Genomic DNA, 25,132 nt, shown 5'->3' with positions numbered 1-25,132 from the left:
GGTTGGTGTTCTTGGCGTCAGGGGCGCAGTCTTTTGTTTCGGTCAGCGGACCAGGATTCCCATGCCCGGCCCGGTTCCGGTGCCGGTGAAGAAGAATGCGCTGAGCACGAGTACCCAGAGGATCCAGAACACGATGGTGAAGGGGAGCATCCGGCCGATTATCGAACCAATGCCGGCGTCGGGCTCATATTTTCGGAGGAACGCGAGGATGATGACGAGGTAGGGGTTCAGGGGAGTGAGGGCCTGGGTGGCGGAGTCCCCGACGCGGAAGGCGGCCTGGATAAACCCGGCTTCATAGCCGATCAGGGCGAACATCGGAATGAATACTGCGGCGATGAGGGTCCACAGCGAGGAACCCGACGCGATGAGCAGGTTCAGCAACGAGACCACCACAATGAATGCGATCACGGCACCGAAGCCGGTGAAGTTGACGTCCTGCAGAGTGCGGGCGCCGTTGACAGCGACCCAGGAGGCCAGACCGCTCCAGGTAAACAGGGCCAGGAACTGAGCCATGACGAAAGCCACCACGATGAAGGAAACGGCGTCCTTGACGGACTGGCCCATCATCTCAACCACGGATTGGATCCCCGTGATCTTGCGCAATCGGGCCCCGTACACGATGGAGGGAACGATCAGGACGGTGAACACGAGGAAGATGACTGAACTCAGCAGGGGGGATTTCGGCAGGAACCCGCCTTGCTCGTTGCGCAGCGGTGAGCCTTCGGGCAGGGTCAGTGCCAGCACGCCGGCGACTACGAGCACCAGCGCCAGCCCGGCCCAGCGCAGGGCGCTGCGTTCGGGTGCGGTGACTGCTGCGGATGCCGCTGCATCACTGTCGTGCTCGGCTGCCTTGCCGGTACCGACGCCCATCCGGTTCAGGCGTGGCTCAAGGATCTTGTCAATGACAAGGCCGCCGGCCACTGTCAGAACGACCGATAGCACCACGTTCAGTGCCAGGTTGGACACCGCCGTCACGGGAAGGACCGCCCCGGCCACTGGTACGGCAGCAGCGTTCGAGATGCCGGCCAGCAAGGCGTCGGTCGACGTGACGAAAGGCGTGCAGCTGAACGCGGCAATGCCGATCGCGTAGGATCCCAGCAGCCCGGCGACCGGGTTGCGTCCTGCAGCTTTGAACACCAGCGCCGCGATCGGCGGAATTACCAGGATCGAGGCGTCAGACATGATGTGTGCGCACAGCGCCACGAGCGCAATCACGTACGGCAGGGCCCATCGCGGTGCCCGGCCCAGCGTCGATTTCACGAGAGTGAGCAGCAGGCCCGTGCGTTCTGCCACGCCGACGGCAAGCAGCAGGGTGACCACTACGCCGAGAGGGGGAAAGGAGATGAAGTTATCGACCGCTGTGGTCATCAGCCAGGCGATGCCCTCGCCGGTGAACAGTCCCTTGACGGGAGTCAACTTGCTGCTGCCGGGAACCTGCGTGTTGACGCCGAACCATGACACAACCGTAGAGACAATGCCGACCCCCAACAGCAAGTAGAGGAACAAGGCGAAAGGCTCAGGCAGCTTGTTGCCGGCGCGTTCTACACCGTCGATAATCCGGGCCCCAAGTCTGCGGCGCGGCTCCGTGGGAGTCTTCAGAGCCATCACAACGCTGACCCTACATTCGGGAGGCAAAAGGCGACCTGGCCTGCCCGGCGTATCACTGCAACCTGCTTGTCCGCTTTTGCGACGGACTGGAATGATGAGGGGGATCCCATTGGTTCTCCGATGTGGCGTGGGTCATATGGACGAAGGCAAACTCTACGGTCCACGAGAAAATGCGTCCCAAAATGCAGGAAAATAATCCCATGGAAGAAATAGTGCAGCATAGTTCTCCCTTGGCGGAACGGGACATTGAGTTAGTCAACGCCCTCCAAGTGGCACCGCGTGCGCCATGGGAAGACCTGGCTGAGGTCCTGAACGTTCACCCCACGACGCTTTCGCGACGATGGGCGCGGTTGACCGGTGCTGGACTCGCCCGTGTCTCGATCACACCGGGGCCAGAACTTTTGCGGGTCATGGACGTGGCGTTCGTCGAACTGACCTGCCAGAACAACCGCGTCCTGGACGTTGTCGAGAAACTCATTCCGGACCAGCGGCTCATGTCCATCCAGTTCATCGCCGGCCCGGCACATCTTTTGTTGACGATCGCTGCGGCAGAGCACAGCCTCTCCACTTTCCTGCTCACTACCATCGGCAGTCTTGACGGGGTGCTGCACTACTCGGTGCGTTCCGTCACCAGCCAGATCCTCGACGCCGGCCGGTGGCACTTCCACGCACTGCCGGCAGCAAAACTGCGCAGCCTGTCCCAACTCCATAAGCAAGCATTTAATGCCGGCGAAGGAGCCGCGGTAAAAATGGATACCGCCAACCAGGCTCTGATGCGTGAGCTCAGTGCTGATGGCCGCGCCAGTCTTCGCGAACTCGCTGCCGTCGCCGGCATATCCCCGGTGGCCGCCGCACGGCGCGTTACCCGCCTGGTCGGTGGAAAATACATCACCGTGCGCTGCGACGTCGCCCGACGAGGATCAGGACGCAGCTACAGCGCCATCCTGTGGGGCTCAATACCGCCTGACCGGGTCCCGACCCTGGGTGAAGGACTCCCCGACCGGGTACCGGCCCTGCGCCTAATGTCATCGGTCACCGGGGCCAACAACATCCACATGGTCGTCTGGCTAAACAACCCCATGGACCTACTCCACGTCGAGCGGCAGCTCCTCCAGTCCGTTGACGGCCTGGCGATCGAGGACCGCCGTATAGTGCTCCGCACCTTTAAATACAACGGCGTAAGACTCAACGACGACGGAACATTTGGCCAGATAGTCCCCATGGCCTACTAGCCATGAAAACGAGAATGCTGGCCCGCTCAGGACTTGCTTGGAACGAACACCCTGATGAACAAGCGGATGTCCGCCGGCGACCATTGGAGTTCGCACGCGAGCTCATCTCCGAACGCACCATCGCCGGCCTCGCGTCAGCCTGCGCCCGTGGCCGGAATGGGGAAGGCCCGACAAAATGACCGCGGCGAAACTCCGGCTCGCTTTGGCGTCCATGGGCAAGCCCGGAACCAAGTCAGCACCCTCTGCACCGAACTCGGGATCACCCGCCAGACCCTGACCGGCATGTATCCCCGACCGGGGAACCCCAGCCCGGGCTGCTGGAGGGAATCGCCGGTACCCTTCAGGTACCCCTCGACGCCACCTTCGAGCTCGTGTCGGCGATCGGAGACGAGATGCCTCTGCTGCAAAGTTTCCTCGAGCGTCAGCGAGAGAGGGATGCGATCTTCGACTACGAATCGGGAGGCGTATTCGTGATCTTCCGACGCCAGTATGCCGAAGGCGACATCGCCTTCTATACCGGTGTCCATGGAGGGTACATCGGGGCCATCAAGGGGCTGTCGAGCGTACCGGCGCACTACGCCGCTGCCGTGGCTCTCGCTCGGATGGGGAGAAAAGACCGCTGTCTGGTCGACGCGCGGATCGCTTGGCCGAGACTTGCTTAGGACCACCTGTCGAGCCTGCTCCCGGGATGGGCGGAACGATTTACGCAGGGATTGAAGACCATCCCTTCCAGGAGAGGACAAGAGTCATTGAGACCGCAACCCTGTTTCTAGAGAGCGGATCCATCAAGGCTGCGGCGGAGTCCCTCTATTGCCATCGGAATACGGTGGTCAATCGGTTGGCGAGTCTTCGCGCAGCAACTGGACTGGATCTTCACGTACCGCGGGACGCGGCGCTGGCAACGGTCTTACTCGCGGACGTGGCACCAGAAGCTTAGCCACACGATCAGGCTCTTGGCAGCCACATGCCCCGGGGCGCAGAGGAAATAACCGATCAGGCAAAGCTAGGACGGTCTCAGTGCTTTGCAACAGCTGTCCTAGTCCAATATCAGGTTCCACTTTCTGTTCCTCAGTACATTCATTGCCAGTCGCCTTTGCTCTGGCAAGTTCGCCCCCGCGTTCGCATCAGACGTTCACCGCAGCCCGCTGGCTGTTGTCCAGAAGCTATCCCTCGCTACGGAGCTTTTCTAGTCACAGAAGACGTACGGCGATCGGGTGCCAATTTCCACTGGCACGGTCAGAAATGCTACGAACAGTGCCTACCAGGGTGTCCTAACGCCGATAATGGAGATTTCGTAAAGCAATTGAAGCGAAGCAGTTCTGTATTGGGGCGCCACCTCAGCGAGTTCGCTGCGGTTCCGCCTGCTGCTGCGTGAGCTGGAGCTTCTGAGGTGCTTGTCGCCTGCTGGACGTCCAGTCAGCCCTCGGACTCCGGGCGCCGCGCTTCCTTCCGGCGTTGGGCGGCCTGCGCGGCCAGTTCACCCATCCACGGACGGTGCCCCCGGTGGAACACCATTCCCTCAGGCAGTCCGTGGACGGAAGGGACGGAACCGGCAATGTCGATGGTGATCCGGCCGCCGCCCAGTGGGGCATTGGTGATGTGCAGGTCCCCAAAGGACTCCGGAAGGACGGGATCCATCCATACTGCGCCGGCAGAAACAACCGGGTCGTAGCGCATCAGGCTCGTCACGAGCTGGATAGGCGCAGTGGATGCCCAGGCCTGCGACGAGCACGCGGTGGGGTAGGGAACGGGGGTTGCGAGCTGATCCCGGCTGAAGCCGCAGAGCAGTTCCGGGAGCCGGCCTTCGGAGGACTCGGCCGCGTCCATCATGCCCTGTGCGATTCTTTGCGCTTCAGCCACGAAGCCATAGCGGAGGAGCCCGGCCGCGACAATTGCGTTGTCGTGGGGCCAGACCGAGCCGTTGTGGTAGCTGGCGGGGTTGTAGGCACCCATGTCGCTGGCCAGGGTACGCACGCCCCAGCCGCTGAACATTTCCGGTGACATCAGGCGCTCGGCCACCTGCGGGGCTTTGTCTTCATCGATGAGGCCATGCAGCAGGCAGTGCCCCATATTCGAAGCGCAGGCGTCCACCTGCCGCTTCTTACCGTCGAGGGCGATGGCGTAGTACCCGCGTTCAGGGATCCAGAATTGTTCGTTGAACTGCTTCTTCAGCCGTGCCGCCCGATCCGCGAGCTCGTTCCCGAAAGCCGTGTCTCCAGCCTCGTACGCTAGCCACGCCCGCGACAGGTAGGCGACGTAGACGTAGGCCTGAACCTCGCTGAGTGCGATCGGCGGCTCGGCCAACGTGCCATCGGCAAAGTTGATGCCGTCCCAGGAGTCCTTCCAGCCCTGGTTGATCAGCCCCTGAGGGTTGAGGCGCTGGTACTCGACGAACCCGTCGCCGTCCTTGTCCCCGTAGTTCACGATCCAGTCCAGCGCACGGTCCGCGTGGGGCAGCAGGGCCGCGATGGTGTCCGCGGCGAATCCCCAGCGGCTGACCGCGCCGAGCACCATCAGGAACAGCGGTGTGGCATCGACGCTGCCATAGTAGTTTGACTTGCCTCCCAGTGACAGGCCGCTGCTTACGTCGAGCCGGACCTCGTGGAGGATTTTGCCGGGCTCCTCTTCGGAGACCGGATCCACCACCGTGCCCTGCCGGTCTGCCAGCGTCTGCAGAGTGCCCAAGGCGAGTGACGGATCGACCGGCATCGCCATGACAGACGCCCACAGCGAATCCCGGCCGAAGAGCGTCATAAACCACGGCGCGCCGGCGGCCACCACCACGCGCTCCGGATGTTCGGGGTCCTCGATCCGAAGAGCGCCCAGGTCATCGTAGCTGCGGCGCAGGGTACGTTCGATGGACCGGTTGCCCATCTGCAGCACGGGGATCTTCGCCACCCAGTCCCGACGGCGCCGGTCCCGCGGAGACAGGACTTCCCCGTCGGGATGGACGAAAGCCGCCGAACCCGCTTTCTCTGAGCTGGGCAAAACAGTCAGGACTGTGCTCCAGTGGCCGTGCGCAGGGACAGAGGCCCGGAACGTCACTGCGGCCGGCGTGATCTCCGCACCAGGGGCCTGGACGCTCATGCCTTTCGCGATGTCCTGCCAGCTGGCACGAATGGTTAGCGCGCCGCCGTCGGTCTCGCGGGTCTCATCCCAGCGCCGCTGAATCCGGGCCTCTTTCACCTCGAAAAGATCGGCGAAGTCCGCCTCGACCATTAAGCTGAGCACGCATTCGGCTGGCTTCAGGGAGTAGTTCCGGACGGTGACCTGCTCCTGGATTCCTGCCCCTACCTCGCGCAGGCGCTCCACGATCAGCGGGCTGTCGGCGTAGCCGTCGGACCGGGGAACCCTACCGACGAACAGGGCCCGGTATGGCTCCTTCGTCTCTGCCGCCAGCGGCTCGATCGGCTGGCCATTTACTGTCAGGCGCCAGCCCGAGAGGATCCGGGCGTCGCGCACAAAAAGGCCATGCGGATTATCGGCGTGGATGTCGCCGTTCGGCAGGGATATGCAGAAGGAGGATCCCTCGACCAGGGTGACCGTCCCGGCCCCGAGCGGCCCGGCCGCAGTCTCTGCGTTCCACCCCGCCATCGCGGCCTCCTCCACCAAACCGCCGGAGCGTCGTGTGAGTTCCCCCGCTGCCGGCACCGTCTTTCTTCGATACGACGCTACGCTTGCCAGCTTCTCCGGGCTAGGGCCCGCGACGTCCACGGTTTGCGGCAGTGCCGGGGAGTGCCTCGTGCCGTGAACGGCTCAGGCGATGTTCACGCGGCTCTGCTGGGGCTGTGGCCCGGCCGCCATGGACTGGGCGCGTAACTGCCCTGGGCCCAGCCGTGGCTGGGCGCCGTTCGCCTGCTGGTGTACCGGAACCTCAGCCGGCACCTGCCTGCCTTTGGGGCCGGCGCCCAAGAGGCGGTCTTCAAACTTGCTGTGGACGATGGCTCTGCTTTTCATGACGGCTGCGTTTTCTCTCGAGGGGATTCAACGGGGGATGGTGCATGAGCGTGCGGACCCGGCAAAGCATCCGGGGTCAGAAGGGCCCGGCCTGGACCAGGTTCGCGGGCCGGTCGCCGCCGGCCAGCGCCTTGAGCTGGCTGGCGATGAACTTGACGATCCTCGGCTCGAAGGCTGAGGCGTTGCCGCCGATGTGCGGGGTGATCAGGGCATTGGGGGAGGACCACAGCGGGTGGTCCGCCGGGAGCGGTTCCGGATCCACGACGTCGAGCGCGCAGTGGAGCCGGCCGGACAGTACTTCCGCTGTGAGGGCATCGGTGTCAACGACGGGCCCGCGTCCGACGTTGACCACCAGCGCCCCGTCCGGCAGGGCCGCGAGGACCGTCGCGTCTACCAGCTTGTGCGTGTGCTCATTCAGGGGAGTAACGGCAACAAGAACGTCGTGGGTTTCAGCCAGGGCCGCCAGGTCGGAGGAAGCGTGCACGTGGCCGGCGCTGTCCTCGCGGGCGCTGCTGCCCACGCGGGTAAGTTCCACCTCGAACGGCTCCAGGCGCCTCGCGATTTCGTGGCCGATGCCGCCTACACCCACCAGCAGGACGCGCCGGTCAGCCAGCGAAGAACGGCGCTGCGGCCGCCAGGTGCCGGTCTGCTGGTCACGGACTGCCTGGTCGATGCCGCGGAGTTTGGCGATGATCAGGCCGATCGCGAGTTCGGCGGTGGCCGCCGCGTGGACACCCGAAGCGCTGGCCACCGCGGCCGAGGGACCGGCGGCTTCGGGGACGCCGTCGAAACCCGTGGACTGTGTCTGCACGAATTTCAGGTTCGGAGCCTTCGACAGCGAGCCAAGGACGGCGGACGCATCAATGTAGGGCAGGATGACGGCGTCGATGGCGTCCAGGGCAATGCCCTCCGGCTCGGAGCGGAGGTCCCAGACCGATGCCTCAAGGCCGGCGGGCAGCGGCTGGACTTTGGCGAGGAGGTCGCGGTCGGGGAAGGTGACGGTGCGGACGGTCTTCATCGGAAAGCCTGTTCGGTAGTAGCGGCACTCAGTGGTGTTCGGGTCTCAGTCCCCGGGGGGAACCGTTGACGACCCAGCTCCAATCTGAGAAACTTTTCTCATGTGTGATTATCATCGCACTTCAGAAAGCGTCAGGCAAGAGCTTCGTGGAGGCAATTCGAATGAGTAGCAACGGGCTTCCGCCCATGGTCATCATGGGCGTGTCAGGGTCAGGAAAATCGACGGTCGGGGAGCTGCTGGGACAGCGGCTGGGGGTGCCGTTCATCGACGGCGATGACCTGCATCCGGCCGCGAACAAGGCGAAGATGCGGACCGGTACTCCGCTGAACGACGAGGACCGCCGCCCGTGGCTGCAGGAAATCGGCCGCACACTGGCAGCGCACCAGCTGGACGGGGAAGTCGTGATTGTTGCCTGCTCCGCCCTGAAGCGCCGCTACCGCGACCTTCTCCGGGAGCACGCCCCGGATGTGCTGTTCCTCCACCTGCAAGGGGCCGCGGACACCCTCGCTGCGCGGATGGCCGCCCGGAACCACGAGTTCATGCCCGCAGCGCTCCTGGCCTCCCAGCTGGCGGCGCTGGAACCGCTCGAAGCGGACGAACGCCATGTGCTGCTCGACGTCCTCCGGTCACCGGCCGAGCTTGCCGACGTGGCCCGCGGGGCGGTGATGAAGAGCACAACGCCGCCGGGGGCATAGCCGGCCGTGGGGTAGGCGGGGCGGGCTCCGTTCAGCGCCGCACATCAAAGCATATGAAAGCCGGCCGGGCACATGCCCGGCCGGCTTTCCTGTGTGGCACGTAGTTTGTTCGTCAGGCGACGGCTGCCCGGCGTTCGCCGATGTCGAAGCCCGGGCCGCCCGGCACGGAGTCGATCAGCTTGCGCGTGTAGGGGTGCTTGGGGTTGCCGTAGACGCTGTCCACGTCGCCGCGCTCCACCACCTCCCCGTGGAATAGAACCATGATCTCGTCGCTGACGTGGTGCACCACGTCCAGGTCGTGGGAAATGAAGGCCATGGTCAGGTCCAGTTCGGTCCGCAGGCGGCTGATGAGGTTCAGGATTTCGGCCTGGACGGACAAGTCCAGGGCCGAGGTGATTTCATCGGCGATGATCAGCTTCGGCCCTACGGCCAGCGCCCGTGCAATGGCGATGCGCTGCCGCTGGCCGCCGGAGAACTCGTGCGGGTACCGCCCGGCAACGTCGGCATCCAGGCGGATGGTGGAAAGCCAGTACGAAATCTTCTCCCGGTGGGCACGCGGATTGGACTTCACCGGATCGATCGCCTCGGCCAGCGTCTGCCCGATGGTGCGGCGCGGGTTCAGCGACGAGTAGGGGTCCTGCGGGATCATCTGGACTTCCCGGCGCATGGCCCGGCGCTGCGCCCCGGTCATTCCGGCCACGTCCTGGCCGTTGATCAGGATGCTGCCTGCGCTGGCCGGGTTCAGGCCCACGATGGCTTTGGCCAGCGTGGATTTGCCGGACCCGGATTCGCCCACGATGCCCAGGGTCTTGCCCCGCTGGATGGCCGTCGAAACACCCTTGAGGACCTTGGCGGCGGAGTGTCCGGAGCCGAAGGTGACCTCGAGGTCGCGTACTTCCAGCACCGGAACAGCGGAGGTTGGTGTGGTTGTCATGGCTGCTTCTTTCCTTGCGTCGGTACGTGGCCGGGAATGTCTTCGGGAACCTCGTCATAGGTGAAGTCCTCGGCACGGACGGAGACGAGTTCGGCCTTGCGCTCTGCGATGCTGGGCGTCGCGGCGAGCAGTGCTTTTGTGTAGGGGTGCTTGACGTCGCCGGCGGCCAGTTGGGCACCGGTGAGCCGCTCCAGGATCTTTCCGCCGTTCATCACGATGACTTTGTCGCACAGAGCCTGCACCACTCCGATGTCGTGGGAGATGAACAGCATCGCCGTGCCCATTTCGCGGTTGATGGTGCGGAACTGCCGCAGTACATCGGCCTGGACGGTGACATCCAGCGCCGTGGTGGGTTCGTCGGCGATGATCAGCCGCGGGTCCGTGACCAGGGTGGAGGCGATCATGGCGCGCTGGAGCATGCCGCCGGAGAGTTCGTGCGGGTGCTGCTTCATCCGGGTCTCCGGCTGCGTGATCCGGATGTCTGCCAGTGCCTTGACCATCCTGTTGTAGGCGGTCTTTTTGGATTGTTTCAGGTGCACGGTGCTTACTTCGGTGAGCTGCGCGCCGATGCGCAGGGCCGGGTTGAAGCTGGTGCCGGGGTCCTGGTAGACGAGCCCGATGGAGGTGGCCATGGTGCGTGGATCGTTCTTCTTGAGCAGGTCCAGCTCGCCAAGGCGCATGGAGTGCGCCGTGACGGTCAGTTCCTCGGGCAGCAGCCCGGCGATGGACATGGCGGTCAGGGACTTTCCGGAGCCGGATTCACCGACAAGCCCCACTACCTCGCCGGCGTGGATGCTCAGGGACACGCCCTTGACCAGGGGCACGCCGTTGGGGGTGAGGACGGTGAGGTTATCGACCTCCACCAGCGCCTCCTGGTCGGCCCGGAGCGAAGCCGGAACCTCGGAGGCCTTCTTGACGCTGCCGAACTTCCGGCCGCCGCGGGGGTCGGTGGCGGCGGCCAACCCGTCGCCTATCAGCATGGCGCTGAGTCCGGCCACGGTGATCATGATCGAGGGCATGACGGCCTGCAGCGGCTGGGAGTAGATGTTGACGAGGGCCTCGTTGAGCAGCCGCCCGAAGTCGTACTCCGGGTTCTGGACACCGAGTCCGATGAAGGAAAGGCTGGACAGCTCGATGAGCGTGGTGGCGAAGACCGTGGCGGTCAGCACCAGCAGCGGCTCTGCCATGTTCGGGAGCAGGTGCCGGGTGATGATCCGCGGTCCGGGGACGCCCAGGAGCCGGGCAGTGGACACATAGTTCCGCTGCGAGATCGAGGCGGCCATGTTGGCCGTGAGCCGGGCGAACGCCGGGATGCTGGCGATGGCGATGGCCAGCACGGCGGACCAGGCTCCCTGTCCCAGGATCGCGGCGATGAGCAGCGCGAAGATGAGGCTGGGATAGGCGACGGCGGCATCGATGACCCGGAGGACGGCATTGCGGATCTTTGGTGGGGCCAGCCAGATGAACGTACCGATCAGGACACCGCCGATGACGGAGATCACCGTGGTGGCCGCGGTCATCACCAGCGTGAGCCGGGTGGCCACGAGCGAGCGGGCGAGGACGTCACGGCCGAAGTCGTCCGTTCCGAGCCAGTGGGCGGGGCCGGGCCCCTGGGATGCGTTGGCGGTAAGCTTTTCGGCGGCATCGGAGAGGAACAGCGGCGCCAGGATGCCGGTCAGCACCATGACGTTCATCAGGGCGATACCCAGGATGAGGCCGGTGGTCCACCGGAAACGGCCTTTGGTGCGGCGCTTTTCAGCCATGGGATTTTCCTCCTCCGAGGGTGCGCGGATCGATGATGCCGAGGATGACGTCCACGAGCAGGTTGAGGATGATGGCGAGGAAGCCCAGGACCAGGATGATGCCCTGGATCACCGGGTAGTCCTTGTTGATGATGGCCGTGACGATTTCCTTGCCCAGTCCGGGCCAGTTGAAGACGTTTTCGATGATGATCGCGCCGCCGAGCATGCCGGCCAGGATGAGGCCGGCGAGGGTGAGGGTGGTGGTCATCAGGTTGGGCAGGGCGTGGCGGGCGTACAGCCGCAGGGCAGGCAGGCGCCAGCCCCGGGCCGTCCGCAGGTAGTCCTGTTCCAGGACTGTTGAGGTTTCCCGCCGCACCACGCGGGCGATGGAGCAGATGGGGGCAACCGAGAGGCCCGCCACCGGAAGGATGAGGGAACTGAGGGTGGCCGCGCCGGCGGCCGGGAGGACTTTGAGGATGATCGCGAAGACCACCACCAGCATGGTGGCGATGACGTACTGCGGCACGGCCTGGAAGAACCCTGTCAGCATCCCGAAGGACACATCGAGCCACTTCCGGCGTCCGCCGCGGGTGAGGATCCCCACGACCATTCCTGCGGGGATGGAGACCAGCAGGGTCACCAGGATGCCCAGGAGGGCGAGTTCCGCGGTGAAGGGCAGCTTGGTGGCGATGATCGAGGACACCGAGGTGCTGTAGGCGAAGGATTCCCCGAGGTTGCCGGCGAAAAGGTGCCCCACGTACTGGAGGAACTGCAGGTGCAGCGGCTGGTTCAGGCCGAGGCTTTCCCTGATGGCCTCGATCTGCTCGGTGGTGGCGTCGGCGCCCGCCACGGCCACGGCCGGGTCGCCGGGGATCAGCGGCACCATGAAGAAGGTCACGACGACGAGAAGCGCCACGGAGAGCAGCACACCGCCGGCGCGGCGAAGGGCATAGCTGCCCCAGGGGGAGAGCCCCCGGGGGGCGCCCCGGGGGCGGGCTGCCCCCGGGGTGTGGCTCTCCTGAAGGATGACTGCTTCCTTGGAGAGCATCGTGGGTTCGGTCATCGCGAGGAACCTTTTCTTATTTGGTGATGCGCATGGTGGCGTAGTCGACGATGCCCGACGGCGCCTGGATGGAGAATCCTGCCCGCTGGGCAACGATCTGGGGTTCACCCACGAACGGGACAATGTCGTTGTCTTCGAGGATGCTGATCTGGGCGTGTTCGTAGGCTGCGCAGCGCTCGGTCTGGTCGGTCGCCTGCTGGGCCTTCGCGATGTCGGCGAGGATGTCCGCGTTTTCACCGCCGCCGATGTTGCGGCCGCCCTTCTCGGTCGGAACACCGGCGATACGGGTCAGGGACGCTGCCACGGTGCCCACAAAGTTCGCGTCGCCCTGGATGGTGAGGTCCCAGGTTTCCGGTTTGGTCTGGGTCATGGTTGCCCAGGTTCCGTTGTCCACAAGGTTCAGGTTGACGGTGGCCCCGGCGGCACGCAGTGCCTCCTGGACGTAGGTGCTGCCCGCGCCGTTGGGCCCGATGCTGGTGGTGCCGACCATCTTGAAGGTTTTGCCGGCCAGGACTGCCTTTGCGGCCTCCGCGTCTTCCTTGGTGAAGTGCGAGTTGTCCTTGAGGGCGCAGGCCACGGTGGGAGCCACGATGGAGGTGTAGGGGATGCCCTTGTTGGCGTAGGCGGCGGCGTTGAAGGCCTGCTGGTTCATCAGCTGGGCCACTGCCTTGCGCAGGGCCGGATCGGTGAAGGGGCTGCCTTCGCGCTGGTTGAAGAGCAGGAAGATGCCGGCGAAGGGAACGGTGGTCACCGCGTAGTCTTTGTTGCCCTCGAAGCGGGCAGTGTCCGCGGGTGCGATGTCGGAGATGTCCATCTCACCGGTCAGGAGCTGGTTGGCCACCGTGGTCTTGTTCACGCCGGGGAAGAACCGCACCGTCTTGGCCGGGGTACCCTCAGGTTCCTTGGACCACTTGGGCCAGGCCTTGTAGTCCTCGCGCAGGGTCATGTCGTAGCTGACGCCGTGGCTGGCCTTGGTCAGGGTGTAGGGGCCTGAGAATGCACCCTGCACCGAGCCCTTCGCGAGGCCGTCGAGGTCGGCGAGTCCGGCGGGGCAGATGATGCCGGTCTGGGCCAGGGTCAGGCCGCCCACGAGTTCGGACCAGGGCTGCGCCAGCTTGATCGATACAGTGCCTGCGGCGTCGTCGGCGGCGATGGTGGGCTGGCCCGGGCCGAAGACGAGCTTGGCGAAGTTGTTCTTGGTGGCCGGATCCGCGAAGTAGGTGAGGGACTTGGCCACGATGGTGGGTGTGATGGCAGTACCGTCGGCGCAGGCGGCGTCCTTGCGGATGGTCAGCTTCGCGTCGGTCGCCGTCGAGGTCCACTCGGTGGCGAGGCCGCCGATGAACTTGCCGTCGGCATCGCGGCGCACCACGGTGTCGAACAGGAAGCGGGCCACTTCGTAGTCGTCCTTGGCGTTCGCCTTGGCCGCATTGAAAGTTGTGGGGTCCGCGTTGAGAGCGGTCCGGATGGTGTCCGTGGAGGGACCGGCGCTGCCGCCGCCTCCGCCGGTGCTGCCTGCGGTGCCCGTGGTGCAGCCGGTCAGCAGCAACGCTGCCGCTGCTGCGGCCGCGGCCAGGGAAGTGATTCGTCCGTGCATGGTGTCTCCTCGATACAACGGGATCTGCGAGAAAGTTCGCGAATGAGAAGAGTTTCTCTTATTGAACCGATCAAGTCAACGGAAATTTGTGAGCTGACGCACAGCCGTTACTTTGGCGGCCGGGAATTTACACACTCGCAACAACCGCCCGACTTATTTCCGCCAATCCACCGGCTACCCCTTGACGGATTGGATTTGAAACGCGAAACTTTTCTCATATGTGATTGCCGCCTCAATTGACTCAAGGTCGGGGGCCGGCGTCGTCCGCTGAACCAACAAAGGTGACAACCCATGGCAACAACTCTTGAGCTCACAGTCCGCAAGGCTTCCTGGACGCGTCCGCCCCGGGAGCTGGTGAAGGCCTTCGAGGCTTTCCCGGTAGCCAACATCGGCGACGCGATGGAGCGCCTCGGCATTGTCGATGGCGGCATCAGCGCCATCTGGTCGGGCGCGCACTGCGTGGGTTCGGCCCTTCCGGTCCTCGGCGCCGCCGGCGACAACGCGGCAGTGATCGAGGCCCTGAACTACATCCAGCCCGGGGACGTGGTGGTCATCAACGGCTTCGGCCACGAACACCGGGCCCTGGTCGGCGAGCAGCTCTCGCAGCGTTTCGAGGCCGCCGGAGCCACCGGCGCCGTCATTGACGGCTACATCCGCGACCGGCACACGATCAGCGAGATCAGGTTCCCCGTCTTCGCCCGGGGCGTCACCCCCGCCGGTCCGTTCAAGAACGGCCCCGGCGTCATCGGCGAGCCGGTGGCCATCGGCGGCATTGTGTGCGCCGCCGGTGACATCGTCGCCGCAGATGATGACGGCGTCGTGATCATCCCGCAGGCCCGCGCGGCCGAAATCCTGGAACGCGTCATCGCCGTCGCCGCCCACGAGGCCGAAATGACGGCCGAAATCACCCGCGAATACAGCTGACGTCCGCTATCCGGCGACTCGGCCCAGCCCTAGACTAAGAGAGACCCAATGACTACTGCATCGACGGACTCAGTGGAACTGAACACCGCACAAATCAAGGTTGTCACCGCCGACGGCAAGATGGTGCGCAAAGCCACCGTTGCCGGGACCATGGGCTCCTTCGTGGAGTGGTATGACTACGGCATTTACGGCCTGCTGACCACCTACCTGGCCATCAACATCATGGGATCCAAGGACCTCGGATCCCTGCTGCTGACCAACGTCGGCTTCCTGGTCAGCTTCCTCGCCCGGCCGTTCGGCAGCGTGATCTGCGGCTTCCTTGGCGATAAGCTGGGCCGCAAGAACCTCCTGGCCGTCCTGCTGCTCCTGATCTCCGGTGCCACGGCGTGCATCGGCCTGATCCCCTCCTCCTCGGTGATCGGCTGGGTGGCCCCGGCCCTGCTCATCCTGTTCCGCATCCTGCAGGGCTTCTCCGCCGGCGGCGAAGTGGCCGGCGCCATGGCATTCGTGGGCGAGTACGCCCACAACAAGCACCGCAACTTCTCCATGAGCTTCATCGCCGTGGGTTCCTTCTGCGCCCTCCTGTTCGGCAGCGCACTCTCCGCCACCCTCATCACCACCCTGGGCGATGCCACCATGGAATCCTGGGCCTGGCGTATCCCGTTCCTGTTCGCCCTTCCGCTGGGCTACGTGGGCTACTACATCCGCTCCAAGATGGAGGACACCCCGCACTTCGCCGCCCTGCGCGACCGCAACGAAGTCGAACGCAACCCGCTGAAGACTGCCTTCACCTCCAAGCGCCACCTGAAGGCCATCGCCCTGACCATCTTCCTGCCGGCCCTGAACGGCCCCGGCTACTACCTGCTGTTCGCCTACATGCCCACCTACCTGAAGACCCAGCTGGGCACCGGCAACAACTTCACCATGGTCCAGGCCCTGACCGTTACCGCCTTCAGCCTGGTGGCCATCATCATCAGCATCCCGCTGATGGCCCGGCTCTCCGACCGGATCGGCCGCAAGCCGGTCCTCGCCGGCTCCGCCGTCCTGATGGCCCTGGTGTCCTACCCGATGTTCGCGATGATCACCACGGGCAACATGCTGCTGGCCTGCATCGCCACCGTGGTGATGGCCCTCTCCTTCTCCGGCCACGCCGCCGTCGTGCACACCGTGCTGACCGAAATGTTCCCCACCACGGTCCGCTACAGCGCCTACAGCATCGGCTTCAGCATCAGCACCATCATCTTCGGCGGCAGCGCCCCGCTGGTGATGACCGAAATCATCAAGGCCACGGGCAACAGCATGGTCCCTGCCTACGCCGCGATCGGCACCGCCATCATCACGCTGACATCGGTCTACTTCCTGAAGGAAACCAAGGGCCAACCGCTCCAGACCCACTAAATACACGGACGACGGCGGCCTGCCGCCATGACGGGCAGGCCGCCGGCGTCGGACCATCGGCACAACAAACAAAAACCATTGGGAGTCACTTTGGGCATCAATTCAGTCGCTGTCGTTGCAGACCTCGGCGAGAGCTACGGAAATTACAGCATCGGCGACGACGAGGCCCTCCTGGGCCTGGTTACTGCCTCCAACATCGCCTGCGGCTTCCACGCCGGGGACCCGCGCGTCATGGACGCCACCGTGAAGTCCTGCGTGGAGCGCGGCATCGAACTGGGCGCCCACCCCGGCTACCCCGACCTGGTGGGCTTCGGCCGCCGCCTGATCGAGGCCAGCGAAGAGGAAATCCGCACCGACGTCCTGTACCAGATCGGCGCCCTGGACGCTTTTGCCCGCATCCACGGCGGCAAGATCAGCCACGTGGCCCCGCACGGCCGGATGGGCAGCATCGCCCAGACCGACGCCAAGCATGCCCGGGCCATCACGGACGCCATCAAGGCCTACGACCCGTCCTACATCGTCATCTGCCAGAACGGCCTGCTGGCCGACGAATCCCGCAAACGCGGCCTCGAAGTGGGCTACGTCTTCCTGGCGGACCGCGGCTACGGCGAGGACGGCATGCCCGTCTCCCGCAACACCGAAGGCGCGCTGCTCCACGATCCGGAAGAGATCGGCCGCCGCGTTGTCCAGGTGGTGACCGAGGGAACGGTCCGCGCCGTCACCGGCAAGGTGGTACCCCTGGGCCACGACGCCGACGTTGTCCTCCTCCACGGGGACCACCCGCAGGTCCTCGAGAACGGCACCGCCCTCCGCGCGGCTTTGGAGAAGGCCGGCATCAAAGCAACCGGGCTGCAGGAAGTCCTTGCCGAGAAAGCCAAGGCGGCGGCCGCGGCCTGAGCCACTTCCGCCACAGTCCCCGTCCGCACCGCCGCCCGCACCACCGAGCAGGAGACATGACCACGCAACCACCGCCAGCTGCGACCCTCCGCCGGCCGCCAGGCGTCCAGGCAGTGCCCTTCGGGGATTCCGCCCTGATGCTGAGCATCGCCGACGCCGACGCCGACGCCGAGGCCAGGCGCGCGGGCGCCAGAAGGCTGCGCGATGTACTGCTTGAAGTCCGCCCCTACGGGGTGCTGAACCTCGTGGCGGGGGCGGAATCCCTGCTGGTGGAGTTCGACTGCCTGGCCGTCAGCCACGGCCAGCTCGCCCAGACGGTCAACCTGGCCGTGGCGGGCCTCGGGCTGCAGGACACCGGGCCGGTTCCGGGCGCCAAGGACTTCGTGATCCCGATGGTGGTCAGTGACGGGTTCTCCCCGGACCTGCCCGCCGTCGCCGAAGAGCTGGGGCTCAGCACCGAAGCCACGCTCGAGGCGTTCACCTCCTCGGTGCTGAGCATCAACCTGCTGGCGGCGGCGATGGCGCCCATGATGGCCGGGGTGCAGTTCCCCGGGCAGGTGAGCCGGTGCGCCGAGCCCCGGACGGACGTTGCACCGGGCTCAATAATGGTGGCCGGAACAAGCGCCATCATCCAGCCGTTCCCCGGACCCAGCGGCTGGAAGGTCATCGGCCGCACCCCGCTGACCATCTGCGACATCCGCGAGGACCCCGCCACCTCCTACCGGCCCGGCGACCGGGTCCGGTTCACCGTCATCCCCGACAGCAAGTGGGCGGAGCTGGCGGGCCGGTTCCTCCGGCCCGCAGGCCGCCAGCAGGCACGACACCCCGAAGGCGGCACCCATGGCAGCGAAGCCTGACCAGGCGGTCACCCTCGCCATCAGCGAGGCCGGCTGGCTGTCCACCTTCCAGGACCTGGGCCGCGAGGACTCCGAGCATATGGGCGTCCCCTGCGGCGGGGCAGCGGACCAGCATTCGGCCGCGGTCGCCAACATCCTGGTGGGCAACAGCCGCGGCGCGGCCCTGCTGGAAATCATGGGCGGCCGGTTCGCCTTCACGCCCTCGCAGGAGATCTTCATCGCGGTCACCGGCACCCCTGCCGAGGTGACGGTCGGGGGGATCCCGGTGCCGTTGTGGCAGCCGGTCTGTGTGCCGGCGCGGACCCGGGTGGTCATTTCCAAGGCCACCCAGGGCATGCGCAACTACCTGGCGTTCAGCGGCGAGCTCGACACACCACGTTTCATGGGCAGCGCGGCGCCGGAATCCCGGATGGGGTTCCCCCAGCAGCTGACCACGGGCCAGCAGGTGGGCCTCGCCAGCCGCTACCGGGGCTTCAGCCAGCCCTACCTGGGCCAGCCACTTTTCCGGCTGCCGGTTCCCGTACCGGACCTCAGCCCCGAGGTCTGGACCATTGACGTGGTGGAGGGCCCGGAAACGGAGCGGACCCCCGGGATCCGCGAGCTCCTGAGCAGCAGCATCTACACCGTGGGCGGCAAGTCCAACCACGTGGGCCTCCGCCTGGACGGCCCCGTCATCCACCCGACGGGCCTCGGCGAGATCGTCTCGCACGGCGTCCCCATCGGAGCCTTCGAGATTCCGCACGGCGACGAACTGATCATCCTGGGCCGCTCCCGCACCCTGACGGCCGGCTACCCCATCGTGGCGGTGGCCACGAAGGCATCACTGCCGCTGCTGGGCCAGGCCAGCCCGGGCCGGAAGATGACCTTCCGCTGGATCAGCCACGCGGCCGCCGTCGAGCATTTGCGCGAACAGCAGCGGCTGCTCGGCCAACTGGAGGACCGCGTGCACAACCTCTTCGCCGCCGTCGGACTCCCCCTCGCCCACGAGGCGGACCCCGTGACGCCGCCCGGCACACGCGCAGCCTGAACGGTTGACGGCATCAGCTTCAAATGAGAAACTATTCTCAAATCTAATTTGGTTCTTGTTTTAGCCGGATCCCCGGTCATCATTGCCGCGCAGCCTCCCGCAGCGTGCCGGACGAAAGAGACGAACTATGGAGCTTCTGAATGGCAAGGTTGCCATCATCACCGGCGCCGGCACCGGCATGGGCCGCGAAACGGCCAGGCTGCTCGCGGCCGAAGGTGCGGCCCTGGTGCTCGTGGGCCGCCGGCAGGACGTCCTGGATGAGTTGTCCGCCGAGATCGCTGCCGCGGGCGGCAAGTCCCACGTCCGCACGGCCGATATCGCCAGCAAAGCCGAAGTGGACCAGCTGGTGGGCTGGATCCACGAGAATGTGGGCCTGGTGGACATCCTGATCAACAACGCCGGCAGCGCCAGCAAGGTCCTGAACGTGCGCTGGATCGCCGAAGAGGAATGGAACCAGGTCCTGGACGTGAACCTCAACGCCGTCTTCCTGCTGACCCAGGCCGTGCTGCCGGACATGCTCAGCCGCAACACCGGCTCCATCATCACTGTCTCTTCCCTCGCAGCAGTCACCCCTAACCTGCTCGGCGGTGCCGCGTACGGTGCAGCAAAGGCCGCGGTCCGGAACTTTATGACGTACCTTCACACCACGTTCCGCAACGAGGGGCTCCGTGCCGTGACCATCCTGCCGGGGGAGACGGCCACGCCCATCCTGGATAACCGGGCCCGCCCGCCGCACCAGGAGGAGCGGGACGCCATGGTCCAGCCGGAGGACGTGGCCCGCGCCATCCACCTGGTGGTGACACTGCCCCAGCGGACGGTGGTCCAGGAGCTGGTCATCGCCCCCACCGTGCAGCGGGACACCTCCGGGGACATCGAGATCAGCCGCTGGGCCGGCGCCCCCGACTCCGACCTTCCGCAGAACCAGAAGTAACCCAGCCCTGCACCACGGCGGCCGGATCCTCCCACCGCCCCGACTACCCTCTGCCTTCCCGTCTGAAAGGACACCGTTGTGACCACTCCTGCAGCACCCAGCATCCTCAGCTTCCGTCCTTCCGACGCGGTCCAGCGCGTGCTCGAGACCTCCCTGCGCGTCCAGCAGCCGCAGTCCAGCGGCGACCTGGTGTCCCTGGCCATGGGCGAACCCGACTTTGACACTCCGCAGCAGGTCCGCGACGCCGCGGCCAAGGCGCTGCAGGACGGCCACACCCACTACTCACCGTTGCTCGGCGAGCCCGTCCTGCGGGACGCGCTGGCCGGGAAGATCGGCGCCCTGCTGGGCTCGTCCGTCAGCACGAATGATGTGCTGATCACCCAGGGCGGCACGGCCGGCCTGGCCGCCGCGATCCTCGGCACGGTCAACCCCGGGGACAAGGTGGTCATCCCGGATCCCACCTACTCCCTGTACGCGGACCTGGTCAGCATGGCCGGCGGCACGATCGTCCCGGTACCGCTCGCCGAGGACCTGCACTGGGACCTGGAGGCGCTGGCGGGCGCGCTCGTGGGCGCGAAGATGTTCGTCTTCTGCAACCCGTCCAACCCCACCGGCATCGTGCACTCCCGCGCCGAGCTCGAAGCCCTGGCGGACCTCGTGGCCGGAACCAACATCCTGGTGCTCTCCGATGAGGCGTACAGCGACCTCGTCTACACCCCGGAGCCGTTCACCTCCGCACTGGAGATCCCGGGTCTGGCCGGCCGGACCATCTACTGCCAGACCTTCTCCAAAAGCTACGCCATGACCGGCTGGCGGGTGGGCTACCTCTGGGGCCCCGCCGACGTCATCGCCGCCGCGGCGAGGGTGCATAACACCTTCAACGGCTCCATGAACACTGCCGTGCAGCTTGCAGCCCTCACCGCGCTGCAGACCTGCGGGCCGGACATCGAGCGGATGCATGCCTCCTACCAGCTCCGCCGGGAGCTGATGTACAACGGCCTGAAGGACGTCCCGGGCCTGACGGTCAGCTCGCCGGAGGGCGCGTTCTACCTTTTCCCGAAGTATGACGCCGACCTGCCGGCCGCCGGGATGGTGGCGCATTTGCGCAGCCACGGTGTGGCAGTGCGTCCCGGCAGCGAGTTCGGCCGCAACGGCGAGTTCCATCTGCGGCTCTCCTACGCTGCAAGTGCCGCGTCCATCACCGCCGGCGTCCAACGGCTGGCAGCCGGCCTCGCGGCGTTGAGGTAGCGCCGATGGCAAGCACCAGCGCAGCTCCCGGGTTGCGCAGCGATACGCTGCGCAACCGGAAGCACATCATCCGCTCCGCCGGCAGGCTCTTCGCAGAGGGCCGGCAGGCCACCATGGCCGATATCGCGCGGGCCGCCGAGGTCTCCACGGCCACCGCGTACCGCCATTTCGCCTCCGTGGACGAGGTCCTGGCCCGGTTCCGGTTCGACGTGGGCAGCGAACTCCTGGAGTTCAGCAAGGACCAACAGGCCACCGGACTGGAGCTGCTGCGCCTGGTCAGCACCAAGTGGGTCGCCCTGGTGGTGGCGCACGGCCGGGCGATGGTCCACACCAGATCCGGCGAAGGCTACCTTGCCCGGCTGCGCACGGGCACCACGCACCTGACCGTCCAGGCCGACGCGCTGCAGGATGCCCTCAGGCAGACCTGCCTGGAACTCGGCGTGGAGGATCCCGGTGATGAAGCCATGTTCCTGTGGAACATCCTGTTCGACCCGCGCGAAATCTTTGACCTGATTGAGTCACTCGGGCTGGCTCCCGACGAGGCCGCCCAACGGCTCGTAGCCACGCTGGTAGGGGCCCTGAGGGGCTGGTGCGGCCCGATCGGCAGGCCCAGGCCATAAGCTGGAAGGCATGGAAAAGGGCACGAGCATGCGAAGCGACACGCAACGTAACCGCAGGGAACTGGTCAACGCTGCCGGTGCCCTGTTTGCCGCCCGGCGTGGACCCATCAACATGACCGACATCGCCAGGCATGCCGAGATTTCCACGGCGACGGCCTACCGGCACTTCGCCTCCGTTGAGGACGTCCTGGCCGAGTACCGCTTCAATGTGGGCCAGAAGCTGAGGGACTACAGCCTGAAGCAGACCACCGGCGGCCTGGAGCTGCTTGAAGCCGTCAGCCGCAAGTGGGTTGACCTGGTGGTTAAGCACGGCGGGGCCATGCTGTACACACGTTCCGGTGAGGGCTACCTCGCCCGGCTGAGGACCGGCGCCTTCTACCTCACCGTCCAGGCAGAGGCCCTCCAGCGCCCGCTGGAGGAAGCCTGCGCGGAGCTCGGTTTGAGCCCGTTGGGGGACGAGGCACTGTTTCTCTGGAACATCCTTTTTGATCCCCGCGAAATCCTGGACCTCATCAACACCGTGGGCCTGACCAAGCAGCAGGCAAGCGAGAGGCTCGTTTCAGCGCTCCGCGGAGCCCTTGTTGGCTGGGACGAAAACAAGGCTGCCACGGGGAAGTAAGCGCCCGTCCCGATCGTGCCCGAACTGCGTCCGCCGGGCGCCGGGGCTCAGGCACGTTCTTCCACCAGTACGCTCCGCAGTGTGATCCCGCGCATCTCCTTACGGATCCTCTCGGGCGGAACCGCGGCCAGGGATGCGACTTCAAAGAGGTCCAGCTGCCCGGTTTTGAGGGCCATGACCGTCAGGGACCGGCGCCGGGCTTCCAGCCCGGTCTTCTGCCCGACAGCGGCGGCGAGGTCCTGCGCATGGCCGCGGACCGCACGCAGGTGAGCCTGAGCCGGCCACCCTGCCGGTTGAAGTTCCGTGTAGCCGGCTGCTATCCGCCGTCGGATCTCCAGCTTTTTGACCCCTGCTGCTTCCGCGATTGCCGCGACCGGGACCCCGTCCGCCATGGCCCGGGCGACACTGTCGTTCCGTAGCCGCAGGGCACTGCGGATGGTGCTGTCCGCATGGGCCATGTGCTGGCGGTTCAGTGAGAGTTCCCGGCGCAGTGTGTCATGATCAATCGGCTCAAAGCGCCGGCGCCGGCCCGCTTGCAGCGGCTGGGCGGCCACCTTAGTGCCTGTCCGGGACCGGCCCCAGCACCCACTCAACGGGGGCGCCGTCGAAGGTGGGCATGACGCTGCCTTCGAAGAACACCTGGCTGTGCCGCAGGTTTCCGTCCGGGCTCCACGGGCCGCTGGCCGGGCAGTGTGTGCCGGTTCCCGCGGTCATGGTGCGGGATGAACGGCAGAGCGGAACGGGCGACTTGAGGGTCTGGATCATGGAGTGCTCCTGGTAGCGGGTGGGCGTCAGTCGTTGCGGAAAGAGATGAGCACCTTGCCGGACCGGGTGGGGTCTTTGGCGAGGTCGAAGGCCTCGAGAGCCTGGGTGGAGGGGAATTCGTGGGTCACTATGGGATCCACGTAGAGCGACCCGTCAGCGAGGGCGGCCAGGACGTCGTCGATCTCGTCGTTGAAGCGGAACGAGCCGCTGAGTTGAAGCTCACGGGTAATGGCCAAGGAAATCGGGACGGGTTGGTCGCCGCTGGGGAGGAGCCCCACCATGACCACTTTGCCGCCGCGCATGGCGCCGCGGAGGGCGGAGGCAAGGCCGCGGTGGTTGCCGGAGGATTCCAGCACGACGTCGGCCTGGACGGCCTCGATGGAGCCGGCGTCGGTGGCGAGGATGGTGCCGGTGGCGCCCACCGCCCGGGCAATTTTGAGAGGCGCTTCGTGCATGTCCACGGCGATGATTTCCGCGGCGCCTGCCCGCTTTGCCACCGCCACGATGAGGCTGCCGATCGGGCCGCTGCCGATGACCAGGACGCGCTTGCCCCGAAGGTCACCGGCCTGGGCGACGGCGTGCCAGGCGACGCTGGCGGGTTCGGCGAGGGCGGCCGCCCGGAGGCTGAGCCCTGCGGGGAGCGGCCGGAGCATCCGGGCGGGCAGCACGGAATACCGGCTGAAGGCCCCTTGGGTGTGCGGGATGCGGGCGGCGCTGCCCAGGTAGGTGCAGCCGGGTGAGAGGTTGGGCCTGTCGGCGGGGTAGCGGACGCCGTCTCCGCCGGGGGTTGCGGGGTGGACGGCAACGTCCGTGCCGACGGCGGGGCCGGAACCGTCAGCAGCCGCCTGGACCACCGTGCCCACCACTTCGTGCCCAAGCACCAGCGGCGCCCGCAGAATGGATTCGCCAGCGGCGCCGTGAAGCCAATAGTGCAGGTCTGAGCCGCAGATCCCGCCGTAGGCGATATCCACCACGGCTTCGTGCGGTTCGGGTGCCCCGTGTTCTACGCTTTCGATGCGGAGGTCACCTACCCCGTGAACCACCACGGCTGTGCCTGCTATCGAGTTCGCTGTTGTTGTTGCCATTCAGACCACCACTGTCATTCCGCCGTCGATGAAGATTGTTTGCCCGTTTACGTAATTGGACGCATCCGAGGCGAGCCAGGTGACCGGCCCGGACAGGTCATCCACGGTTCCCCAGCGTCCCGCCGGGGTCCTGCCGAGAATCCACGAGTTGAAGGCGTCATCGTCCACGAGGGCCTGGGTCATTTCGGTGTGGATGTAGCCGGGGGCGATTCCGTTGATCTGCAGGCCCTGGCCGGCCCATTCCGCGGTCATGGCCCGGGTGAGGTTGCGCAGTCCACCCTTCGCTGCGGTGTACGCGCCGATGGTGGGGCGGGCAAGGTCCGACTGGACGGAACCGATGTTGATGATCTTGCCCCGCTTGCGCTCCAGCATCCGCCGGGCAGCTTCACGGCCCACCAGGAACGCACTGGTGAGGTCGGTGGCAAGCACCCTGTTCCAATCTGCGACGTCCAGCTCCAGCAGCGGCACGCGGTGCTGGATGCCGGCATTGTTCACAAGAATGTCCAGCGGACCGTAGGTGGCCTCGGCCTCGGCCATGCCCGCGGCCACAGCTTCCTCATCGGTGATGTCGAACGAGACCGCGCCCACCGTGTCTTCCCCGAACGTGGCGGCCAGTTCCTTCCTGGTCGCCTCCAGCCGGGCCGGGTCCAAACCGTGGATCACCACGGCCGCTCCGGCGCGGGCCAGGCCGCCGGCCAAGGCCTTCCCGATGCCCCGGCTTGATCCTGTGATCAGGGCTGTCCGCCCGGTCAGATCAAAGGGTGACGGATGGTCCATGGAAGTGCCTCTTCTCGACGTTCACTGCGGGATCTTGGCGTGCTTCAGGGCACACTTCGAGCCTACGGCCGCGCTCCGGCAGAGTCAAGAACTATTTCTCATTTGCGAGATCATTATTGTTTTGCCGAGATGGGTTTT

General features: G+C 65.9%; 25 protein-coding genes. 13 read left to right on the top strand and 12 right to left on the bottom strand.

Translation table 11 applies throughout. From position 1 onward, the window contains the following. Nucleotides 1-42: 42 nt before the first annotated feature. Nucleotides 43-1,605, bottom strand: a complete 1,563-nt coding sequence (locus ACS5PJ_RS07050; RefSeq protein WP_275212864.1) for an AbgT family transporter — start codon at nucleotides 1,603-1,605, stop codon at nucleotides 43-45. Between the two features lie 203 nt (nucleotides 1,606-1,808). On the opposite strand from ACS5PJ_RS07050, the gene ACS5PJ_RS07045 reads away from it, so the two are divergent. From ACS5PJ_RS07045 to ACS5PJ_RS07035, 3 genes are all read left to right on the top strand, one after another. After that, a complete protein-coding gene (locus ACS5PJ_RS07045; protein ID WP_275212863.1) occupies nucleotides 1,809-2,840 on the top strand; it encodes an Lrp/AsnC family transcriptional regulator in 1,032 nt (343 codons plus the stop codon). Between the two features lie 392 nt (nucleotides 2,841-3,232). Then, complete coding sequence (locus ACS5PJ_RS07040; RefSeq protein ID WP_439434211.1) at nucleotides 3,233-3,502, top strand: hypothetical protein; 270 nt, start codon at nucleotides 3,233-3,235, stop codon at nucleotides 3,500-3,502. A gap of 26 nt (nucleotides 3,503-3,528) precedes the next feature. Continuing rightward, nucleotides 3,529-3,777: a helix-turn-helix domain-containing protein gene (locus ACS5PJ_RS07035; protein ID WP_419095447.1), complete on the top strand. Its 249-nt coding sequence runs from the start codon at nucleotides 3,529-3,531 to the stop codon at nucleotides 3,775-3,777. Between the two features lie 479 nt (nucleotides 3,778-4,256). Here ACS5PJ_RS07035 and ACS5PJ_RS07030 read toward each other — a convergent pair whose 3' ends face one another. The 3 genes from ACS5PJ_RS07030 to ACS5PJ_RS07020 all read right to left on the bottom strand — a co-directional run bounded on the left by ACS5PJ_RS07030 (nucleotide 4,257) and on the right by ACS5PJ_RS07020 (nucleotide 7,815). After that, nucleotides 4,257-6,434, bottom strand: a complete 2,178-nt coding sequence (locus ACS5PJ_RS07030; protein ID WP_439434210.1) for an amylo-alpha-1,6-glucosidase — start codon at nucleotides 6,432-6,434, stop codon at nucleotides 4,257-4,259. 162 nt (nucleotides 6,435-6,596) lie between these two features. Further along, nucleotides 6,597-6,797 (bottom strand): hypothetical protein, encoded by a 201-nt coding sequence (locus tag ACS5PJ_RS07025; protein ID WP_439434209.1) that lies wholly within the window; start codon nucleotides 6,795-6,797, stop codon nucleotides 6,597-6,599. Nucleotides 6,798-6,873: 76 nt separating this feature from the next. Then, entirely contained in the window at nucleotides 6,874-7,815 is a 942-nt protein-coding gene (locus ACS5PJ_RS07020) for a 2-hydroxyacid dehydrogenase (protein ID WP_439434208.1), read from the bottom strand. A gap of 161 nt (nucleotides 7,816-7,976) precedes the next feature. Here ACS5PJ_RS07020 and ACS5PJ_RS07015 point away from each other — a divergent pair, with 161 nt between their 5' ends. Beyond that, nucleotides 7,977-8,510: a gluconokinase gene (locus ACS5PJ_RS07015; protein WP_439434207.1), complete on the top strand. Its 534-nt coding sequence runs from the start codon at nucleotides 7,977-7,979 to the stop codon at nucleotides 8,508-8,510. A 112-nt stretch (nucleotides 8,511-8,622) separates the two neighbouring features. Here the strand turns inward: ACS5PJ_RS07015 and ACS5PJ_RS07010 are convergent, their stop codons facing one another. The 4 genes from ACS5PJ_RS07010 to ACS5PJ_RS06995 are packed head-to-tail and all read right to left on the bottom strand — an operon-like array spanning nucleotide 8,623 to nucleotide 13,846. After that, a complete protein-coding gene (locus ACS5PJ_RS07010; RefSeq protein ID WP_439434206.1) occupies nucleotides 8,623-9,444 on the bottom strand; it encodes an ABC transporter ATP-binding protein in 822 nt (273 codons plus the stop codon). Next, entirely contained in the window at nucleotides 9,441-11,207 is a 1,767-nt protein-coding gene (locus ACS5PJ_RS07005; protein WP_439434205.1) for a dipeptide/oligopeptide/nickel ABC transporter permease/ATP-binding protein, read from the bottom strand. Before ACS5PJ_RS07005 ends, ACS5PJ_RS07010 begins: the two co-directional genes overlap by 4 nt. After that, nucleotides 11,200-12,249 carry an ABC transporter permease gene (locus ACS5PJ_RS07000; RefSeq protein WP_439434204.1) on the bottom strand — a complete coding sequence of 350 codons (1,050 nt, stop codon included), beginning with the start codon at nucleotides 12,247-12,249 and terminating at the stop codon, nucleotides 11,200-11,202. The genes ACS5PJ_RS07005 and ACS5PJ_RS07000 overlap by 8 nt, the downstream gene beginning before the upstream one ends. 16 nt (nucleotides 12,250-12,265) lie before the next feature. After that, nucleotides 12,266-13,846, bottom strand: coding sequence for an ABC transporter substrate-binding protein (locus tag ACS5PJ_RS06995; protein ID WP_439434203.1), 1,581 nt, complete (start codon nucleotides 13,844-13,846; stop codon nucleotides 12,266-12,268). Nucleotides 13,847-14,137: 291 nt separating this feature from the next. On the opposite strand from ACS5PJ_RS06995, the gene ACS5PJ_RS06990 reads away from it, so the two are divergent. The 9 genes from ACS5PJ_RS06990 (at nucleotide 14,138) to ACS5PJ_RS06950 (ending at nucleotide 22,367) form a co-directional block, all read left to right on the top strand. Beyond that, entirely contained in the window at nucleotides 14,138-14,770 is a 633-nt protein-coding gene (locus tag ACS5PJ_RS06990) for an RraA family protein (RefSeq protein WP_439434202.1), read from the top strand. 48 nt (nucleotides 14,771-14,818) lie between these two features. Beyond that, nucleotides 14,819-16,168, top strand: a complete 1,350-nt coding sequence (locus ACS5PJ_RS06985) for an MFS transporter (RefSeq protein ID WP_439434201.1) — start codon at nucleotides 14,819-14,821, stop codon at nucleotides 16,166-16,168. 90 nt (nucleotides 16,169-16,258) lie between these two features. Beyond that, nucleotides 16,259-17,065 (top strand): LamB/YcsF family protein, encoded by an 807-nt coding sequence (locus ACS5PJ_RS06980; RefSeq protein WP_439434200.1) that lies wholly within the window; start codon nucleotides 16,259-16,261, stop codon nucleotides 17,063-17,065. A gap of 56 nt (nucleotides 17,066-17,121) precedes the next feature. Further along, nucleotides 17,122-17,922 (top strand): carboxyltransferase domain-containing protein, encoded by an 801-nt coding sequence (locus ACS5PJ_RS06975; RefSeq protein WP_439434199.1) that lies wholly within the window; start codon nucleotides 17,122-17,124, stop codon nucleotides 17,920-17,922. Continuing rightward, on the top strand, nucleotides 17,906-18,949 hold the full coding sequence (locus tag ACS5PJ_RS06970; RefSeq protein ID WP_439434198.1) for a 5-oxoprolinase subunit C family protein: 1,044 nt from the start codon (nucleotides 17,906-17,908) through the stop codon (nucleotides 18,947-18,949). Before ACS5PJ_RS06975 ends, ACS5PJ_RS06970 begins: the two co-directional genes overlap by 17 nt. A 127-nt stretch (nucleotides 18,950-19,076) precedes the next feature. After that, nucleotides 19,077-19,880, top strand: coding sequence for an SDR family oxidoreductase (locus ACS5PJ_RS06965; RefSeq protein WP_439434197.1), 804 nt, complete (start codon nucleotides 19,077-19,079; stop codon nucleotides 19,878-19,880). A 78-nt stretch (nucleotides 19,881-19,958) separates the two neighbouring features. Continuing rightward, the gene (locus ACS5PJ_RS06960) at nucleotides 19,959-21,128 is read left to right on the top strand and encodes a pyridoxal phosphate-dependent aminotransferase (protein WP_439434196.1); all 1,170 of its coding nucleotides are present in this window, start codon (nucleotides 19,959-19,961) and stop codon (nucleotides 21,126-21,128) included. 5 nt (nucleotides 21,129-21,133) lie between these two features. Continuing rightward, on the top strand, nucleotides 21,134-21,748 hold the full coding sequence (locus tag ACS5PJ_RS06955) for a TetR/AcrR family transcriptional regulator (RefSeq protein ID WP_439434195.1): 615 nt from the start codon (nucleotides 21,134-21,136) through the stop codon (nucleotides 21,746-21,748). A 10-nt stretch (nucleotides 21,749-21,758) separates the two neighbouring features. Beyond that, on the top strand, nucleotides 21,759-22,367 hold the full coding sequence (locus ACS5PJ_RS06950) for a TetR/AcrR family transcriptional regulator (protein WP_439434194.1): 609 nt from the start codon (nucleotides 21,759-21,761) through the stop codon (nucleotides 22,365-22,367). 47 nt (nucleotides 22,368-22,414) lie between these two features. Here ACS5PJ_RS06950 and ACS5PJ_RS06945 read toward each other — a convergent pair whose 3' ends face one another. Genes ACS5PJ_RS06945 through ACS5PJ_RS06930 form a run of 4 tightly spaced genes read right to left on the bottom strand, consistent with a single transcriptional unit; the run spans nucleotide 22,415 to nucleotide 24,994 of the window. After that, nucleotides 22,415-22,921: a hypothetical protein gene (locus tag ACS5PJ_RS06945; protein WP_439434193.1), complete on the bottom strand. Its 507-nt coding sequence runs from the start codon at nucleotides 22,919-22,921 to the stop codon at nucleotides 22,415-22,417. Nucleotide 22,922: 1 nt separating this feature from the next. Beyond that, the gene (locus ACS5PJ_RS06940; protein ID WP_439434192.1) at nucleotides 22,923-23,132 is read right to left on the bottom strand and encodes a hypothetical protein; all 210 of its coding nucleotides are present in this window, start codon (nucleotides 23,130-23,132) and stop codon (nucleotides 22,923-22,925) included. Nucleotides 23,133-23,158: 26 nt separating this feature from the next. Further along, nucleotides 23,159-24,217 carry an L-idonate 5-dehydrogenase gene (locus tag ACS5PJ_RS06935; protein WP_439434191.1) on the bottom strand — a complete coding sequence of 353 codons (1,059 nt, stop codon included), beginning with the start codon at nucleotides 24,215-24,217 and terminating at the stop codon, nucleotides 23,159-23,161. Then, nucleotides 24,218-24,994, bottom strand: a complete 777-nt coding sequence (locus ACS5PJ_RS06930; RefSeq protein ID WP_439434190.1) for an SDR family oxidoreductase — start codon at nucleotides 24,992-24,994, stop codon at nucleotides 24,218-24,220. Nucleotides 24,995-25,132 lie beyond the last annotated feature (138 nt).

The organism is Pseudarthrobacter cremeus (assembly GCF_051857465.1).
Lineage (GTDB): Bacteria > Actinomycetota > Actinomycetes > Actinomycetales > Micrococcaceae > Arthrobacter.
Note: the sequence above shows the minus strand (reverse complement) of the source record. Positions and strands in the feature narration are given on the sequence as shown.

Bases quoted from the DNA above. Each gene is read 5' to 3' on its own strand.
- ACS5PJ_RS07050 (WP_275212864.1), bottom strand. From the start codon at position 1,605: ATGGCTCTGAAGACTCCCACGGAGCCGCGCCGCAGACTTGGGGCCCGG.
- ACS5PJ_RS06940 (WP_439434192.1), bottom strand. From the start codon at position 23,132: ATGATCCAGACCCTCAAGTCGCCCGTTCCGCTCTGCCGTTCATCCCGC.
- ACS5PJ_RS06985 (WP_439434201.1), top strand. From the start codon at position 14,819: ATGACTACTGCATCGACGGACTCAGTGGAACTGAACACCGCACAAATC.
- ACS5PJ_RS07010 (WP_439434206.1), bottom strand. From the start codon at position 9,444: ATGACAACCACACCAACCTCCGCTGTTCCGGTGCTGGAAGTACGCGAC.
- ACS5PJ_RS07040 (WP_439434211.1), top strand. From the start codon at position 3,233: ATGCCTCTGCTGCAAAGTTTCCTCGAGCGTCAGCGAGAGAGGGATGCG.
- ACS5PJ_RS07000 (WP_439434204.1), bottom strand. From the start codon at position 12,249: ATGACCGAACCCACGATGCTCTCCAAGGAAGCAGTCATCCTTCAGGAG.
- ACS5PJ_RS07025 (WP_439434209.1), bottom strand. From the start codon at position 6,797: ATGAAAAGCAGAGCCATCGTCCACAGCAAGTTTGAAGACCGCCTCTTG.
- ACS5PJ_RS06935 (WP_439434191.1), bottom strand. From the start codon at position 24,217: ATGGCAACAACAACAGCGAACTCGATAGCAGGCACAGCCGTGGTGGTT.
- ACS5PJ_RS07035 (WP_419095447.1), top strand. From the start codon at position 3,529: ATGGGCGGAACGATTTACGCAGGGATTGAAGACCATCCCTTCCAGGAG.
- ACS5PJ_RS06970 (WP_439434198.1), top strand. From the start codon at position 17,906: ATGGCAGCGAAGCCTGACCAGGCGGTCACCCTCGCCATCAGCGAGGCC.
- ACS5PJ_RS06975 (WP_439434199.1), top strand. From the start codon at position 17,122: ATGACCACGCAACCACCGCCAGCTGCGACCCTCCGCCGGCCGCCAGGC.
- ACS5PJ_RS07030 (WP_439434210.1), bottom strand. From the start codon at position 6,434: ATGGCGGGGTGGAACGCAGAGACTGCGGCCGGGCCGCTCGGGGCCGGG.
- ACS5PJ_RS06930 (WP_439434190.1), bottom strand. From the start codon at position 24,994: ATGGACCATCCGTCACCCTTTGATCTGACCGGGCGGACAGCCCTGATC.
- ACS5PJ_RS06995 (WP_439434203.1), bottom strand. From the start codon at position 13,846: ATGCACGGACGAATCACTTCCCTGGCCGCGGCCGCAGCAGCGGCAGCG.
- ACS5PJ_RS06955 (WP_439434195.1), top strand. From the start codon at position 21,134: ATGGCAAGCACCAGCGCAGCTCCCGGGTTGCGCAGCGATACGCTGCGC.
- ACS5PJ_RS06965 (WP_439434197.1), top strand. From the start codon at position 19,077: ATGGAGCTTCTGAATGGCAAGGTTGCCATCATCACCGGCGCCGGCACC.
- ACS5PJ_RS07005 (WP_439434205.1), bottom strand. From the start codon at position 11,207: ATGGCTGAAAAGCGCCGCACCAAAGGCCGTTTCCGGTGGACCACCGGC.
- ACS5PJ_RS07015 (WP_439434207.1), top strand. From the start codon at position 7,977: ATGAGTAGCAACGGGCTTCCGCCCATGGTCATCATGGGCGTGTCAGGG.
- ACS5PJ_RS07020 (WP_439434208.1), bottom strand. From the start codon at position 7,815: ATGAAGACCGTCCGCACCGTCACCTTCCCCGACCGCGACCTCCTCGCC.
- ACS5PJ_RS07045 (WP_275212863.1), top strand. From the start codon at position 1,809: ATGGAAGAAATAGTGCAGCATAGTTCTCCCTTGGCGGAACGGGACATT.
- ACS5PJ_RS06990 (WP_439434202.1), top strand. From the start codon at position 14,138: ATGGCAACAACTCTTGAGCTCACAGTCCGCAAGGCTTCCTGGACGCGT.
- ACS5PJ_RS06950 (WP_439434194.1), top strand. From the start codon at position 21,759: ATGGAAAAGGGCACGAGCATGCGAAGCGACACGCAACGTAACCGCAGG.